Source organism: Paenibacillus sp. FSL R7-0204 (genome assembly GCF_038002225.1).
Taxonomy (GTDB): domain Bacteria; phylum Bacillota; class Bacilli; order Paenibacillales; family Paenibacillaceae; genus Paenibacillus_AQ.
Map to the genome: position 1 here is coordinate 4,219,842 of NZ_JBBOCA010000001.1, position 15,779 is coordinate 4,235,620.

Annotated in this window: 14 protein-coding genes; 3 read left to right on the forward strand and 11 right to left on the reverse strand. The window is 51.5% G+C overall.

Going from position 1 to position 15,779, the window contains the following annotated elements; genetic code table 11:
- Nucleotides 1-147: 147 nt before the first annotated feature.
- Together MKX42_RS18590 and MKX42_RS18595 are read right to left on the reverse strand one after the other, a co-directional pair.
- Complete coding sequence (locus MKX42_RS18590) at nucleotides 148-1,125, reverse strand: aldo/keto reductase (RefSeq protein ID WP_340753806.1); 978 nt, start codon at nucleotides 1,123-1,125, stop codon at nucleotides 148-150.
- A 114-nt stretch (nucleotides 1,126-1,239) separates the two neighbouring features.
- Nucleotides 1,240-2,100, reverse strand: a complete 861-nt coding sequence (locus MKX42_RS18595; protein WP_340753807.1) for a DUF421 domain-containing protein — start codon at nucleotides 2,098-2,100, stop codon at nucleotides 1,240-1,242.
- A 218-nt stretch (nucleotides 2,101-2,318) separates the two neighbouring features.
- Between MKX42_RS18595 and MKX42_RS18600 the strand changes: the two genes are divergently transcribed.
- On the forward strand, nucleotides 2,319-2,525 hold the full coding sequence (locus MKX42_RS18600) for a DUF1657 domain-containing protein (protein ID WP_209986222.1): 207 nt from the start codon (nucleotides 2,319-2,321) through the stop codon (nucleotides 2,523-2,525).
- Between the two features lie 91 nt (nucleotides 2,526-2,616).
- Here the strand turns inward: MKX42_RS18600 and MKX42_RS18605 are convergent, their stop codons facing one another.
- Nucleotides 2,617-3,168: a class I SAM-dependent methyltransferase gene (locus MKX42_RS18605; protein WP_340753808.1), complete on the reverse strand. Its 552-nt coding sequence runs from the start codon at nucleotides 3,166-3,168 to the stop codon at nucleotides 2,617-2,619.
- A gap of 197 nt (nucleotides 3,169-3,365) precedes the next feature.
- Between MKX42_RS18605 and MKX42_RS18610 the strand changes: the two genes are divergently transcribed.
- Nucleotides 3,366-5,303, forward strand: a complete 1,938-nt coding sequence (locus tag MKX42_RS18610; protein ID WP_340753809.1) for an AraC family transcriptional regulator — start codon at nucleotides 3,366-3,368, stop codon at nucleotides 5,301-5,303.
- A gap of 90 nt (nucleotides 5,304-5,393) precedes the next feature.
- Here MKX42_RS18610 and MKX42_RS18615 read toward each other — a convergent pair whose 3' ends face one another.
- Nucleotides 5,394-6,464 (reverse strand): Gfo/Idh/MocA family protein, encoded by a 1,071-nt coding sequence (locus MKX42_RS18615; protein WP_340753810.1) that lies wholly within the window; start codon nucleotides 6,462-6,464, stop codon nucleotides 5,394-5,396.
- 15 nt (nucleotides 6,465-6,479) lie between these two features.
- Nucleotides 6,480-7,367, reverse strand: coding sequence for a sugar phosphate isomerase/epimerase family protein (locus tag MKX42_RS18620; RefSeq protein WP_340753811.1), 888 nt, complete (start codon nucleotides 7,365-7,367; stop codon nucleotides 6,480-6,482).
- A gap of 124 nt (nucleotides 7,368-7,491) precedes the next feature.
- On the opposite strand from MKX42_RS18620, the gene MKX42_RS18625 reads away from it, so the two are divergent.
- Complete coding sequence (locus tag MKX42_RS18625) at nucleotides 7,492-8,385, forward strand: helix-turn-helix domain-containing protein (RefSeq protein WP_340753812.1); 894 nt, start codon at nucleotides 7,492-7,494, stop codon at nucleotides 8,383-8,385.
- Between the two features lie 218 nt (nucleotides 8,386-8,603).
- Here MKX42_RS18625 and MKX42_RS18630 read toward each other — a convergent pair whose 3' ends face one another.
- The 6 genes from MKX42_RS18630 to MKX42_RS18660 form a co-directional block, all read right to left on the reverse strand.
- Nucleotides 8,604-9,764 carry a Gfo/Idh/MocA family protein gene (locus tag MKX42_RS18630; protein WP_340753813.1) on the reverse strand — a complete coding sequence of 387 codons (1,161 nt, stop codon included), beginning with the start codon at nucleotides 9,762-9,764 and terminating at the stop codon, nucleotides 8,604-8,606.
- Nucleotides 9,765-9,955: 191 nt separating this feature from the next.
- Nucleotides 9,956-11,289, reverse strand: a protein-coding gene (locus MKX42_RS18635; protein WP_445669382.1) for an IS3 family transposase whose coding sequence is annotated in 2 segments (ribosomal slippage) — nucleotides 9,956-10,908 and nucleotides 10,908-11,289 — 1,335 coding nt in all. Because the reading frame shifts where the segments join, the coding sequence is not laid out codon by codon here.
- A gap of 145 nt (nucleotides 11,290-11,434) precedes the next feature.
- Nucleotides 11,435-12,643 carry an L-serine ammonia-lyase, iron-sulfur-dependent, subunit alpha gene (locus tag MKX42_RS18645; RefSeq protein WP_340753814.1) on the reverse strand — a complete coding sequence of 403 codons (1,209 nt, stop codon included), beginning with the start codon at nucleotides 12,641-12,643 and terminating at the stop codon, nucleotides 11,435-11,437.
- Between the two features lie 17 nt (nucleotides 12,644-12,660).
- The gene (locus MKX42_RS18650; RefSeq protein WP_340753815.1) at nucleotides 12,661-13,497 is read right to left on the reverse strand and encodes an enoyl-CoA hydratase/isomerase family protein; all 837 of its coding nucleotides are present in this window, start codon (nucleotides 13,495-13,497) and stop codon (nucleotides 12,661-12,663) included.
- On the reverse strand, nucleotides 13,487-14,326 hold the full coding sequence (locus tag MKX42_RS18655; RefSeq protein WP_076077911.1) for an enoyl-CoA hydratase/isomerase family protein: 840 nt from the start codon (nucleotides 14,324-14,326) through the stop codon (nucleotides 13,487-13,489). The genes MKX42_RS18650 and MKX42_RS18655 overlap by 11 nt, the downstream gene beginning before the upstream one ends.
- Nucleotides 14,327-14,355: 29 nt before the next feature.
- Complete coding sequence (locus tag MKX42_RS18660) at nucleotides 14,356-15,582, reverse strand: M20 metallopeptidase family protein (protein ID WP_340753816.1); 1,227 nt, start codon at nucleotides 15,580-15,582, stop codon at nucleotides 14,356-14,358.
- Nucleotides 15,583-15,779: the final 197 nt, after the last annotated feature.

Consider the following 15,779-nt stretch of genomic DNA (forward strand, 5'->3'; position numbering starts at 1 on the left):
GGCGTACGCTATCGCTCCTACAGTTCCAATTCCCCCTCCGCTTCTTTTGCTTTTTTGTTAATTTCTTATGTGCGCCTTGTATAGAACGAACAAATAAGGAGCCGTCATCCGGCTCCTGTTCATTCACATTATCATATGATGTCTGTGCTAAAAGCCCATCACCGGATGAGGCACGTATGGCTCCTCAAGCCGGCGGATTTCCTCATCGGTGAGGATAAGCGAAACCGCTGCGGCAGCATCCTCCAGATGGCTCATCCGGGTTGCTCCGACAATCGGCGCCGTGACAGGCTTCTTCTGTAGCACCCAGGCCAGTGCCACCTGTGCACGGGGAATCTCCCTCTGCTCCGCAATTTCCTTCAGCCGCAGGGCCACCAGCCGGTCCGCTTCCTCCGTCTGTGAATACAGCAGCTTGCCGAACTGATCACTCTCCGAACGGGCGCTAGTCTCCTGCCAGTCCCGGGTCAGGCGGCCGCGGGCCAGCGGGCTCCACGGAATTACGCCGATCCCTTCCGCTTCACACAGGGGCAGCATCTCCCGCTCCTCCTCCCGGTACAGCAGGTTCACATAGTTCTGCATCGACACGAAACGGGCCCAGCCATGGCGCTCTGCGGTATGCAGTGCCTTAAGGAATTGCCATGCAGGCATGGAGGAAGCGCCGATATAGCGGGCTTTGCCCGCTTTGACCACATCATGCAGGGCTTCCATCGTCTCCTCAACCGGCGTGGACGGGTCCCAGCGGTGAATCTGATACAGGTCCACATAATCTGTGCCCAGCCGCTTCAGGCTGTGATCGATTTCGCTCAGGATGGCTTTGCGCGACAGCCCTCCGCCATTGGGGCCGGGACGCATGCGCCCGTGCACCTTGGTGGCCAGCACGATCTCGTCACGGGTGGCGAACTCCTTGAGGGCCCGTCCGACAATCTCTTCACTGGTCCCATCCGAATAGATATTAGCCGTGTCGAAGAAGTTAATGCCCAGCTCCAGCGCTTTGCGGATAAACGGCCGGCTCTCCTGCTCATTCAGCGACCAGGGATGGGCTCCGCGCTCCGGCACCCCATAGCTCATACACCCCAGGCAGATCCGTGATACATCCAGTCCGGTCTTCCCCAGCTTCACATAGTCCATAATCGGCAGCATCCTCCCTATTACTTGAAATAGATCCTATGAAATCGATTATAGTATACCTCTACAGCGCCCGAATGGAAAATCTCCCCCTGTTGCCCGCTTGGTCAACTGCTGTCAGTTCTGGATAAAAGGCTTCAGCTTCTGCAGCAGCTCCTGCAATTGCTCTGAACAATTTCCGTACATTTGCTTCGCTGCTTTGTTCTTGGTGGACAGACCGAACAGCTCCAGATCGGCTTCGCATTTCTTCAGCAGCGCATACAGCTGAGGCTTATCCTGCGGCTGCGGCACCTTCACATTGTCGGCATAGAGATCCACGGTAAGCTCACCGTAAGAATCTACCTGCCCCAGGAAAACATCCTTCACGCTCAGATTCAGCTTTTCCAGCTCGGTCTGCAGCCACTTCCGGGACAGATTCAGCGTATCCAGAGGCTCATCCAGAATCTCACCATCCATAATTACAGCGAGCGTCTCCTTCTCCGGGGCGACCTTTATTCCCAGATCCTTTGGGGTGAAGGGCTGATTCTCCTTGGTCAAAAGCACATTAATCGCACCATCTGATTCCATAATCGCAAATTCCACATCGGCCACCTTGAAGACATCCTTTTTACGCAATTCCTCCAGCAGCTCGTCGACGCTCAGACGCTCTTTTTTCATATTATTCTCGAGAATCTTGCCGTCCTTAATCAGCACCGTCGATTTGAAGTCAATGAAATCCCGGGCCTTCTTACTCTTAATCTGCAGATATTCGATTCCAAGCGAGCAGGCAACCCAGACGCCTAAGGCAATCAGGCCCAGATGCCAGGTCTTATCCGTATCCAGCGAGATATACGCCGCCAAGCTCCCCACCGTAATTCCCGTAATATATTCAAAAAAAGACAGCTGCGAAACCTGCCGTTTACCGAGTATCTTGGTTAGAAAAAACATTACGACCACTGCAAACAAGGTCCGCAGGACAACCTCCAGCGCTTCAGGCATTCGAATAACCCCCTGTATTGATATTTCATGCTCTGTGTGCTCAGGCATTCTGCTTCAGTATTTGTCAAACCAGGGGTGAATTAACCATAAGATTTCGTTCCGGTTGATTATGCTCTCGTGAGTATAGATTTATTTTCCAGAATATGAGCAGCGGGAATGCAGATACTAGAATCCATGGATGATGATCCATTTCTATGATATGAAGGAGGGAATGCCTGATGACTGTCGCCTCACAAGTCAAGACCTGCGTAGCTTCGCTAAAAAGCGCCCAGGCCAGCCTGGAGCAATTCGCCATGGAGACTCAAAACGAGGAAGCCAAGACCCTGTTCACCCAAGCTGCCGAGCAGACCCAGCAGGTTGTCCAGCAGGTGGAAGGACGCGTAACTGAGCTGGAAAAGGAAGAACCGCAGTACCGGGGCTTCTAGCCCGGGCGGGTAGAATGAAGGACGGGCTGATCTTAGCGTAGCGAATCGTGCTGCGGGGATCAGCCTTTTTGCCAGGTGGAGATACTATGTGTTATCTCTTAACGGCATCCACAATCAGCGAGACAAAACCTAACCTTCCCTCTGTATTACGGTGGTCAAAGCGCTCGGAGCGGTAGATAAACCCTCCGCCCTCATCCCAGTGGTTATAATGAAACTTCCCGGATTCATCACAATATTCCAGCAGTTTGACCTCGAATCCAGCCGCCATGAACATGCCTTCCAGAGTATTGTAATTATGTACGATGCGGTGGGATGCAGCCGGATGATCCAGGGGACCCGGGCCCCCGACCTGTACTATTCTCTGATAAGCTTCATCCGGAAAATACCCATCCGGCACAGCACAGCGGATATACCCGCCAGGTGCCAGATACGAATAGCAGATTCGGGCCGCCTGTATCCCCTCCTCATACCTCAGATGCTCCCAGACATGCTCCGCAAGGATTGCTTGTATGGAGCTTTTCTTGAACCTGTTGGCCCACTCCTCTTCATTCAAAAGATTAAGCTCCGACTCCTCCGTATGCAGCCAACCCTGGTTATGCCGACTTCCGCCGCTCCCAATCACAACTCTTAACCGCTCATCCATCAAGATCACCCCTTGTTCGTTACATCCACTATCTGTTATTTACTCTAGTCTTCATTGCACAGATCTGGAATACATCGATGTGAGGATAATATGGATTTATGTGACTTTCAATTTCACGATTATTATTCAGACTGTCATTGATAATGGTTATCATTTAAAATGAGAAGCAGACAGATAACGGAGGGGAATAACGCATCATGCACAACAGCAATCAATTATTACTTTGGGATCAGGCTTCAATTAGGCTGGTGGATATCCGGCAGATGGAGTTAGCACAAGGCGAAGCTCTTCCTGCGTTCATAATATCCGCCAATATATTCTTACTGTCGGTACAAGGAAGCGCACAAGTTCAGGTAGACCAGGCTGAATTTGCTTGCACAGGCTTTCAACTTTTACATAGCGGCAAAGGGGCGGCCCTAAGCATCGTTTCGGTTAACAATAAATTTATTTACTACATCATTTACTACAAAGCCTTGCTCCATGAAGCGAATCCTTTTCAATCGCAGTATTGCTTTAGCCCTGAGGCACCGCTTTTACTGTATAACAGAATTCAGCAGATGCATCAGAAATGGGACAAGCCGGAAGAGCGACTTCAGGTAAAAGCACTTTTTTACCAGTTCGTTCATCTGACGTTAAAGGAATTGCGCCTGCAAGAGCATAAGACCGAGGTCAGAACAACTTCTGTTGCAGTCCAGGTAATCACTTATATCCAGGAGTATTATGCGGAACCTATTACCTTAGATTCACTTGCCGAAGTATTCAATTTCAGTGCTTATCACTTGTCATCCTTATTTAAGGAGCATACAGGCATCAGTCCGATTGATTACTTAATCCGCTACCGGCTTGACCTTGCATCAGAGCTTCTAATGACAACTAATGCTTCTGTCGGGGAGATTGCGGCCAGCATCGGGTATCAAGACGTGTATTATTTCAGCAGGATTTATAAAAAACGAAAAGGTGTAGCCCCTGCTCATCATAGAAATAGAGAGCTGGAGCAGCACAAAGTTGCTGAAAGTCCATTAAACTTCCCCACATCCTCTATTTCTGAATATAGTGCGGATCTGTATATTAATAATGATAATCATTATCATAATACGGACAAAGGGGAAATACATATGTTTAAACCAACGAGATCTGTGGCCATGGCTGCTATCCTGCTGTGCGGCTCCCTGCTGCTCAGTGCTTGCTCCAACGGGACGAACACAGCAGCAAAGGATTCAAGCAGCGGGAACACTAACGTAAATCAAGCAACTCCGGCTGCCTCTGAAGAAAGTCCGAAGACACGGATCGTATCCACGCCAAGAGGAGATATTGAAGTACCCGCAGAGCCGGTAAAAGTGGCGGCAGACCAATATATGGGCCATTTATTGAAACTGGGCATTGTCCCCGTCGGGGCAAGAACGTTTATGCTCGACGAAGGCTGGATGGACAAGGCGGAGATTCCACAAGAAACACTCGAAAGAATCGAAGATCTGGGAGAATTCCCGATGAATCTGGAGAAATTGACCATGCTGGAGCCAGACCTCATTATCGGTTCCATCGAAGATTATGTTGACCAATATGAGAAGATCGGCACCACTGTTTTTCTGCCTTATTGGGAAGAGCTGTCAACGGCCGGACCGCTTGATAAATTCAGACGAGTAGCCTCGATATTCGGAAAAGAACAGCAGGCAAAGGAATGGATTGCGGAATACGAACAGAAGGTTGTTGAAGCAAGGTTAAAGGTCTCTAACGTCATTAAAGAAGGCGAGACGGTATCCATCGTACAGTTTGCCGAAAAAACGGTTTATGTGTTAGCAGCAACGGGCGGAAATTATGGTTCCTCCACTATCTACGAAATGCTGCAGCTGCCTCCAACAGAAAGTGCCTTACATATGAAAGAGGGGTTCGAATCAATCTCGCTTGAGGTGCTTCCTGAATACTTAGGTGATTATATCTTTGTCTATAATGGCGATGCTGAGATTACAAACCAGGCAATGGAAAGTGATATATGGAAAAGTGTACCTGCCGTGAAGAATGGAAAAGTCTTCTTATACGGGGATAATTATCATGATGAATTTGTCATGGAGGACCCTTATTCTTTGGAGCAGCAGCTGGATACGGTTGTGAACTTGTTACTGGGGACAGATAAATAACCAGAATTGAGAAGACGGCGGTAAAAGAAAAGGCATGGGGCTTTCCCCATGCCTTTTTGCATTCCATTTTGCTTCCCCTGCTAAAATCTCCTACGCCTTACTCCCCGCCAGCTCAACCCCCTCTATGAATTCGGCAATACTAAGCTTGCGGCCAGTCCGCGCACTCTCCAGAGCGCCCAGCACCATGGCCATGCTATAGCGGTTATCGCGGCAATCCGTCTCGGCCGGACGGCCTTCGGCCAGCGAACGGAACATTTCATCGAGGCAGCCCTGGTGGAAGGTCTCCTCCATCTGTACCTCCGGCGCTTCCACCCGCTCGAATTCATGGAGGAACTGGCCGGAGTGTTCACTCCCGGCGCTAATCACCTCGGCATATGGCAGATCCCGGCCATCCCAGATCGCAGCGCCCTTTTCACCTTGAACCCGCCAAGAAGCTTCCCAGGATGTAGGCGCACCTTCCGCACACCAGGAGCCTTGATAGCAGAACACGGAGCCGTCCGACATTTCAAAAATACAAACCGCCGCCGCATTTCCCGCATACCACGATCCCGGCGGATTGAACTCCTGGCAATACACACTTACCGGATCAGCGCCGCTGATATAGCGGGCCTGATCGAAAGTGTGGATCGCCATATCCAGCAGCAAAGGGCTGTCCATCGCATCCCGGAAGCCGCCGAAATGCGGAGCCAGGAAGAAATTCGCGCTGATTGAGCCTGTCCGCCCTATAGCCCCTGAAGTGATCAGCTCCCGCAATGAGCGGATGCGCGGATCATACCGCCGGTTCTGCATCACCGCATGGCTCCTGCCGGTACGTTCAGCAATGCTGACGATTGAATTGCACTGCTCCATCGTCTCCGCCAGCGGCTTTTCCGCGAACACATGGCAACCGGCCTCAAGCGCGCTGCTGGCAATATTGTAATGGCTGGCGGGCACCGTCACATCGAATACCAGATTAGCCGCTGTATCGGCAATCGCCTCTTCCACATCAGTAAATACCGGGCAAGTAAGCCCGTGCTTCTCTGCCATGGCCAGAGCGGACTCCCGCCGGATATCCACGAGCGCTACAATCTCAATTCCATCAGCATGCTTCAGTGCATAGGTAATCCATTCATTAGCCATGGCCCCACAGCCCGCCACAACCACACGATATCCTGCCGTCATAGCTTGTTCCTCCTGTTACACCGGGTTCGGGATGAAGCTGCCGCCCCGGCAGGTTTTGAGATAATTCAGTGCATGGACCTGACCGGTCATCTCCAGATCGTCACGATAGACAGGATCATGCCAGCCTTCAATATCGATCGTCCCCTTATATCCGGCCTGACGAAGAATCGAGATCACATCGGTCCAGTTCGTATCCCCGAAGCCCGGTGTCCGGTGCCACACATAAGGCTTAGGCCCATGGATTCCGTATTCCTTGATAATATCCCAGGCGATGGTTGCGTCCTTGCCGTGGACATGGAAGATCTTGTCCGTCCATTTGCGCAGCTGCGGGATCGGGTCAATCAGCTGCACCATCTGGTGGCAAGGCTCCCATTCCAGGCCGAGATTATCGGCAGGCACGGCGTTGAACATTTTCTCCCAGGCTGTGGGGTTATGAGCAATATTCCAGTCCCCTGCCCGCCAGTTCCCATCCATCGAGCAATTCTCAAAAGCGATCTTGACCCCGCGCTCCGCCGCCCGCTTCGACAGCTCACCGAACACCTCAGCGAACTTCGGAATCGACTCATCTATAGATACGCCAGGCAGACGTCCGGTGAAGCCGGAGACCAGATCCGTCCCGAACAAATGGGCATGGTCGATCAGCCGTTCCCAGCTGGCAACCGTATCTGAATTGTCACCTGTCCCTGTAAGCGGATTCCCGAATATGCCGACTGAAGAAATTGTGAAATCATGCTCCGCAGCCAGTTCACGCACCCGTGCCGCTGTTTCCGCCAAATCAGTAGTCCCTGTAGTCTGCCAAAAGGTTAAGCTGAAGGACTCGAATCCATGTCCTATAATCTGAGGAATGACTCTGAGCGCATCCCCGCCTCCAACCAGTGTTCCGATTCTTAATGTATCCTGCATCTTGTATGCCACTCCAATATTGGTTTATAGTTAATGCAACATTCCTAGTATATCGCTCATTTTGGGCAAAATCTCTACTTATCTTGTGCTAAACTAGCTGAATCTTGCGGGAGTTGAACCAAGCATGACCTATCCGAAGGAACTTAAGGAATATCCAAGGCTGGAAGAGAAAACGTATCCGTTCCGTCTGTTCTTCAACAACTGCCGGGAGGTATCGCCTGAACAGAACATCCTGTTTCTGCACTGGCATGAGCATTTCGAGATAATCATAATGCGCGAAGGTCAGGCCATTTTTCATGTGGACAGCAAGCCTTATGAAGCCGGGCCGGGGGATGTTCTGATGGTGCCCTCCGGCGGGCTTCATGTCGGCTATAGCCTGTGCAGCGGTGACCTGTCGTATGTCTCGATTGTATTCCATGCCTCGCTGTTCAAGGACCGGAACCAGGATTCCCAGCATGAGCAATTTGTAGCTCCGTACCTCAATAATCTGAATCAGTTCCCGGTTATGCCTGCCGCCCAGCAGCCTGAATGCGCCGCGTATTATCATTTGCTGGAGCGGGTGATTGCCGAAGTGGAGGCGAAGCAGCCGGCTTTTCAGCTCGTGGTGAAGAATCAGCTGCACCTGTTCTTCACCCTGATGTCCCGGGCCTTCCCGGCCCGGCAACGCAGCGAGCGGGAGCACAGCGAACGCCATTCGATCCACCGTGAGCGCTTCAAGCCGCTGCTGGAACACCTGGAGAACCACGCAGATCAGAAGATGTCGATTGAGACCGCTGCCAGGTTTGTGAATCTGAACCCTTTTCATTTCTGCAAAACCTTCAAGAAGCTCACCGGCCGGACGTTCATCGATTATGTGAATTTCTGCAGAATGGATGAGGCGCAGCGGCTGCTGCTGGAGACGGACTTGACGATTACCGAGATCTCAGGCCGGGTCGGCTGTGACAATCCGAATTACTTCACTAAGCTGTACAAGCAGTACAAGGGTCTAACCCCTTCCCAGGCACGAAAACAAGGGTGAAAGAATGGGGCGCTACTGCTGACCATCCGGCCTATGTGGCGCGTACAGTCCAAATGTGGTCGTTTTTTCGACTACATTTGGTCCACGCGCCTCCACCGCAGCAAATGTATTCGGTTTTCCGCATACATTTGGCTCATACGCCTTTCCGGCCTGTCCGGGCCACAGCCCAAAAAACACCGCAGGCCATCAAGTAGCCGGCGGTGTTTCCCTGTCTTCCCTTACATCTCAGATATCGGAACCCAGCGCCGCTGCTCGATCGAACGCTCGACCGCTTCGAGCACCGCCTGGCACTTCACACCGTCGTTGAAGTTCGGCTCCGGCTGGCGTCCCTCCTCAATGGCATTCGACAGCTCCAGCATCTCATGAATGAAGGTATGCTCGAACCCGATGGTGTGGCCCGGCGGCCACCACGCTTCCGAATAGTCATGGGACGGATCGGTGGCTAGCACCCGGCGGAAGCCCTGCACATCCTCGTCATCCGAGGTCAGGTAGACCTCCAGCTCATTCATCCGTTCAAAATCAAACTTCACACTGCCGAGACTGCCATTGATCTCGAAGGAGTTAGTCGAACGATGTCCGGCGGCAAACCGCGTTGCCTCGAAGCTGCCCAGTGCACCGTTCGCAAAGCGGGCCAGGAACAATGTTGCATCATCCACGGTTACGGGACCGCGCGGCGCATCCTTGCCAGCCTTGGCACTCAGCCCCGTCATCTCCGTTGCCAGCGGACGCTCCTTGACAAAGGTCTCGCTCATACCGATAACCTCCTCTACATCTCCGACCAGGAAATGAGCCAGATCAATCAGATGCGCCCCGAGATCACCATGCGATCCCGAACCGGCAACCTCCTTCTGGAGCCGCCAGACCAGCGGGAATTCCGGATCGAGAATCCAGTCTTGCAGGAACCATGCGCGGAAGTGATAGATTGTGCCCAGCCGGCCGCTCTCGATCAGCCGCTTCGCCAGCCGCACCGCCGGGGAGAAACGGTAGTTGAAGCCAATCATATGCGCAATTCCAGCCTTTTCGGCAGCCTCCAGCATCTCGCGGGAATCCTCCAGATTCAGGGCTAGCGGCTTCTCGCAGAAGATATGCTTGCCTGCTGCCGCAGCCGCAAGTGCAATCTCTTTATGGGCATTGCTTGGCGCATTAATATCGACCAGATCAATATCGCTGCGTGCGATCAGTTCTTTCCAGTCGGTCACACTCTCCGACCAGCCAAGCTGTGCTGCCGCCTCTGTAACCGCTTCCTCATTACGTCCGCAGATGACCGACATTTGCGGCTTAACTGCCTTGGGGAAGAACATTGGCAGACTGCGGTAAGCGTTGCTGTGGGCCTTGCCCATGAATTTATAACCTATCATTCCAATGCGTAGCTGTTTCATTTGGTGCCTCCTCACTGAATAGACAACTCGATGTACACGCATACATTTTCTCATTCAGGCTGCACTTAAGTCAAATCGCTTCTTGCCGGACGGCCAGATCCAGCTTACATCAACTCCAGTAAAAAAACGCCCCTCCGGCCAACTTGAACTGTGACCCAATTTGAGGACGGTTTAAAAGAAATACCCTAGAGCTAGCTCGCAAGGAGATGACTTCTGAATTCGTCAGGAGTCATCTTTTTTAATGTCCATTGGTATCGCTCGGAGTTATAGTAGGCAATATATTCCGAAACACGAGCCCTGACTTCCGTAAGATTCTGACAATCTCGAACGCTCATTTCATCTTTCATGTGCCCAAAGAATGACTCCATTGATGCATTGTCCCAACAGTTCCCTTTACGGGACATGGACTGTTGAAAACCTGCCTGCTCCATTTGGAGACGAGTTTTAGGATGCGTGTAGTGCATGCCCTGATCGGAGTGGAAAATGGCTTCTGGATGAAGGTTTCCATCCAGCCGTTCCAGCAGGCGCCGAATGGTCTTTTCAACGAGTGGTAACTCTAGTGTCCCTGCTACACAGTCGGCAAGAATTTGTCTTGTTGCTCCATCTTTTACGCACGATAGATAAGCCCACTGTCCGTTTCCGTACCGCAGGTACGTGATATCGGTTAGAAAGACTTTCTCCGGCTCTTTCTGGTCAAATTGGCGTTTCAGTAAATTGGCACAGGTCTGATGCTCCTGCGTAGCCTTTGCCATCTTACGGTACGGGTTCGCTTGCCGTATGGCCGCGACAAGGTTAAACTTACGCATTAATCGGCGAATCTTCTTGTGGTTCATGGTGACCCCGCTGAGATGCTCCAAACGCATCTTAATCACCAAAGCGCCAGCTCTTCCTTGTAAGGCGTCGAAGTGTTGCTTAATGAGAACAAGGTCACGCTCGTCGTCGGCTGTACGAAGTTGGCGTCTTTGCTCGGAGCCCAGCCATCTGTAATAGCCACTGGTGCTCACGGCGGCGACTTCACAGAGATAACGCGTCATGCGGTTGAGTCCATGGGCTCTCAGGGTGTGATAAATGATCTCGTAGCGCTCCGAAGGGGTTAAGGTCTTCCTTTGTTCCGTTCGAGCGCTTCGAGCTTTTTTAGAAAGTCGACCTCAGCTTCTAGTAATTTGATCTTCGCCTTTGCGCGCTTCAGTTCTTCGTCAGCAGACAAGGGACTCGCAGGCTTTCGCCCAGCGCTGCCTTTGCCACGCCGTTCTTCCAGTAGTCCAAGTTCACCATATTTAGCAAAGCTATCTCTCCAGCGTTTCAAACTATGCTTTGGTTTTTTAGAACCGATGAGATCCAGGTCAAAGCCCGCCCTAAGAAATATTTCTGACGGGGGTGTCCCCTCGTTGTAGGCCTTCACTGCCGATAACTTAAACTCAGCAGTATACGAAATATTCGTCTCGGATACTCGCTGAACATTTGGATTCTTCTCTAATCTTCTGATGCTATCCTCCGTAAATAGGGTTCGATTTAAGTTTCCCACAGCCTTATCCCGCTCCTTTTCCAATATTCTGATTAAAACACAAAAGACCCACAAGAAGGTCACTTTTTTCAAAGTGTCTTTCTTGTGGGTCACAGTTCAACTGGCAGTAAAGGGACGTTCTTCGTCTATATCAGTTCATAATCATTTAACTGCCCATGTTGTAGAACTTAGCGAGCCCGCCCTCTGAAGTTTCACGGTACCTGCTGTTCATATCTAAGCCTGTCTGATACATGGTCTGAACAACCAGATCAAAGGATATTTTACGGGTACCCGACAAGAATTTGGCCAGACTCAGCGCATTGATTGCCCGCATCGCACCGACAGCGTTCCGCTCAATGCAAGGGATCTGAACCAGTCCGTTAATCGGATCGCAGGTTAACCCCAGGTGGTGCTCCATGGCCACCTCCGCTGCATACTCAATCTGGCCGATCTCCATCCCGGACAGTTCAGCCAGTGCAGCTGCTGCCATAGAGCAAGCCGTGCCAACCTCCGCCTGGCAGCCGCACTGAGCGCCGCTGATCGAGGCGTTATGCTTGACCAGATTGCCAATGAGCCCGCCGACGGCCAGCGCCCGTAGAATCTGTTCGTCCGGGACCAGCAGCTTCTCCTGCATATAACGGAGCGAGGCGGGGACAACACCGCAGGCCCCGCAGGTTGGAGCCGTTACGACTGTACCGGCGGCCGCATTCTGTTCATTGACGGCAAAAGCGTACGCGCTGACGATCCGGTTCTCCCGCGTCTCCGGGCTCTCATCCACAGTCCCCTGATGATACAGATATTTCGCCTTGCGTTCGACATTCAGGCCGCCCTCCAGAATACCTGTGACAGACAGTCCTTCGTCGATCGACCGCTTCATCGCTTCCCAGATGCCTTGGAGGAACTCCCAGATCTGTAGGCCTTCACGCTGCTCGACGTAATCGCTTAGACGGATATGATTCGCTTTACAATAGGCACTGATCTCTGCAAAGCTGTTCTCCGGGTAGACATCAGGTCCCCGCTTCTCCTCCCGCCCATCAATCACGATCTCCCCGCCGCCGATACTGGCAACACGCATGGAGGCTGTTTGCTGACCGTCCTGGTAAGCGAACAAGTCCATTGTATTGGGATGAGGCAAATCAAAGTCAGGCTGCGGAACAAATTGAACCTCCGTCCGGACGGGATAGAGTGCCCGAATAATAGCCTTGTCCGTCATATGGCCTTTACCTGTTTTGGCAAGGGAACCATAGATCAGTGCCTTGAACTGGTCTGCGTCTTCATTTTCTGCTTTGAAGATTCCGGCTGCCTTCTCCGGCCCCATGGTATGGGAGCTGGACGGTCCGCTGCCAATCTTGAATAGCTCAGTCAACGATCTCATAGCACCCTTATCCCTTCTCAGTTGTCATTCCTCTGAAAACGTTCCTTAAGCTTCATCAGCCGTTCATGAATCCCCTCTTCATCAATCGCCATGTCAACCAATTGCTGAGTAAGCTGAAGACCCTGATTCTGTGCCAAAGCTTGTTTCCACGGGTGCGCCACAATCGAATGCGTAAGATGTCTTGTAGAGCGGGGGGCCTGCATGATCATCTCTGCCAGCTCCCATGCCCGTGGAAGAAGCTGTTCACGAGGCAATACCTCACTGACCAGACCTAGATCTAATGCCTCTTGAGCATTAATATTCAAGCCCGTGTATGCATAGTATGCCGCTTTCTTGGTTCCCAGTATCCTTTGAAGTGCCAGGACGATTCCATCTCCGGGCGGTACACCACCCAGATAATGGGCATCGAAGAAGGCTGTGTCATCCGTACAAATGGTAATATCACAAAGCGTTCCCAATTGCCAGTGTGCGCCTGTGCCATTGATCGCCCCAATCGTGGGGATGCCCAGGCAATGAACCATATTTTCAATCATCCGGAGTGATTCATGGTACATTTCCAGCTTCCGGCGATTCGGCCAATCCATGAATTTTCTTTTCCAGACTTCAGGATTGCCGGTCTGCCATAACTCTCCTGTCCCTGTAAGAATCATGACCTCATTCTCAGAATCACGGCCAATATCTGACCATACCTGACCATATGCCGCTTGGACCGGCCAGTCGAATTGCAAAGGTCCCCCGTCAGTGTGCATGCGCACTTCGAGGATGCCGCCGCGTCGGGTCATGAGGAACAAGTCCTTGTACTTCTCCGAGTATTCTTCGAGCCGGGTAGGTCCGGTCATCTTTCTATTGAACATCGTTGCCCATCAGGCGTCCTTGCATTTTCTTCAGGCGTTCCAGCGCTCCTTCTTCATCAATGGCCATGTCGTACATCTGGTGGGCAAGCTGGAACCCTTGATCAGCGACCAGAGCCTGCTTCCATGGCCGGGAGATAATGGAGTGAGACAGATGTCTCGTTGAACGCGGTGCCTGCATGATCATCTCCGCCAGCTCCCATGCGCGCGGAAGAAGCTTTTCGCGGGGCAGAACTTCACTGACGATACCCAGGTCCAATGCGGTCTGACCATTGATATTCTTGCCGGTATAGGCGTAGTAGGCTGCTTTTTTGAACCCGATCATGCTCTGCAGTGTGAGCAGCATTCCATCTCCCGGAGGCGTGCCTCCCAGATAATGCGGATCAAAAAAGTCCGCGTCTTCCGTACAAATCGTAATATCACAGAGCGTTGCAAGTTCGCAGTGCGTTCCCGGCCCGTTGACCGCCCCGATGGTCGGAATGTCAATGCAGAAGATCAAATTCTCAAGTAATCTCAGCGATTCATGATACTGTTCGAGCTTCTTTTGCTTCGGCCAGTCCATAAATTTCGTGTTCCAGACCTCAGGGTCGCCAATCAGCCATTTATCCCCGGTTCCCGTAATAATCATGACTTCGTTCTCAGGGTCACGGCCAATATCTGACCAGGCATGAGACCATGCGGTATGAGCTTCCCAATTGTGCGTGTACGAACCTCCATCGGTGTGAAGACGCACTTCAAGGATACCGTCACGGCGTGTCATTAACAGGAATTCCTTGTATTTCTCCGAGTACTCTTCAAATTTGGTCGGTCCAATCATACGTCTCTCTGTCATTGTAATTCCTCCTAAGTTTGGTTTAGAGCTTATCTGTTATTTTCAAGCCAGTCTCTGGCAAAAGCTGCGTAAGCCGCAGCCCCTCTATGAAGCACCTCATCCGAGAACATCGTCTTTGGATGGTGTACAGGGTAACTATAACCTTCTTCGATATTGCCTGCGTTAAGAAACACAGTGGTACTTGGCACCGCCTGAGATACAAATGCGAAATCTTCCGAGCCCATTAATTTACCGCCGGGAACCAGCTCAGTTATACCGATGTAGGAGCCGTCCCCAAAGGTATTTGCAATCGAAGCCCTCATTTGCCCGTTAAGCCCGCCATCCGTTTTCACCTCAGGACACCCCCGCGTATAGATCACTTCCAGTTTTGCCTGAAAAGTCCCTCCGATTCCTGCGGCAATTTCGCGGATACGGTTCTCCATTTTATCCCGCAATGCAGCATTAAATGTGCGCACGCTGCCTTTCAATCTGGCCATATCGGGAATCACGTTGTTCGTCGTTCCGCCTTCCATCACGCCAATGGTAAGGACTGCATTATCAATCGGTGATATTTCCCGGCTAAGGATACCTTGCAGCGCCAGATGAAGATGAGCCGCTACATTTAAGGGGTCCACTGCGGCCTCGGGCATTGCGCCATGTGAGCCCCTTCCCCGGATGATGATTTCGAACCAATCCGAAGAAGCTGATATCGCTCCGCCTTCCTCAGGCACTACAAATTGCCCCATAGGAAGTGGCATTCCGGTCAACACATGAAGCATCATGGCTGCATCCACCTTGGGATTGCCCAGAATCCCATGCTCCAGCATCATCTGTGCCCCGTGCAGCGTCTCTTCACCCGGCTGAAACATAAGCTTAACCGTCCCGCGAAGCTCAGCTTCGTTAGCCTTCAAGATCTCGGCTGCTCCGAGCAGCATGGTAGTATGCATGTCGTGGCCGCAGGCGTGCATGTTACTGTTCAACGACGCGTAAGACAGATCCGTTTCTTCTTGAATGGGCAAAGCGTCCATATCCGCACGGATTAGAACCACCTTCCCGCCATGCTGTCCGCCAATGGTAACTGTTAGCCCTGATTCCCCGACGGGAGTGGGCTTAAGCCCCATCGATTCCAATGCCTCTTTTACGTATGCAGTTGTCTTAGGCAAACTTAGATCAAGCTCTGGAACCGCATGAAGATGATGCCTGTACATGACCATTTTGTCCTGCAGCTGATGAGCCATACTCATTAAGTCTTCAGCTTCTTCACTCACAATGAACATCTCCCGCAACATGAATTAAATGAACGTTTAGTTAGAGTAAACATTATCTCCCCTTTTTATTTTAAGACTTTTTAAGAACACTTTTATCGTACTGGCATTTTTATTCGCTGTCAATATATTTTTAGACATTTTAAGAACATTATTTCAAGGACTGATGGAACATTGTAATATCACATTTATTGTGATATAACTCTTTT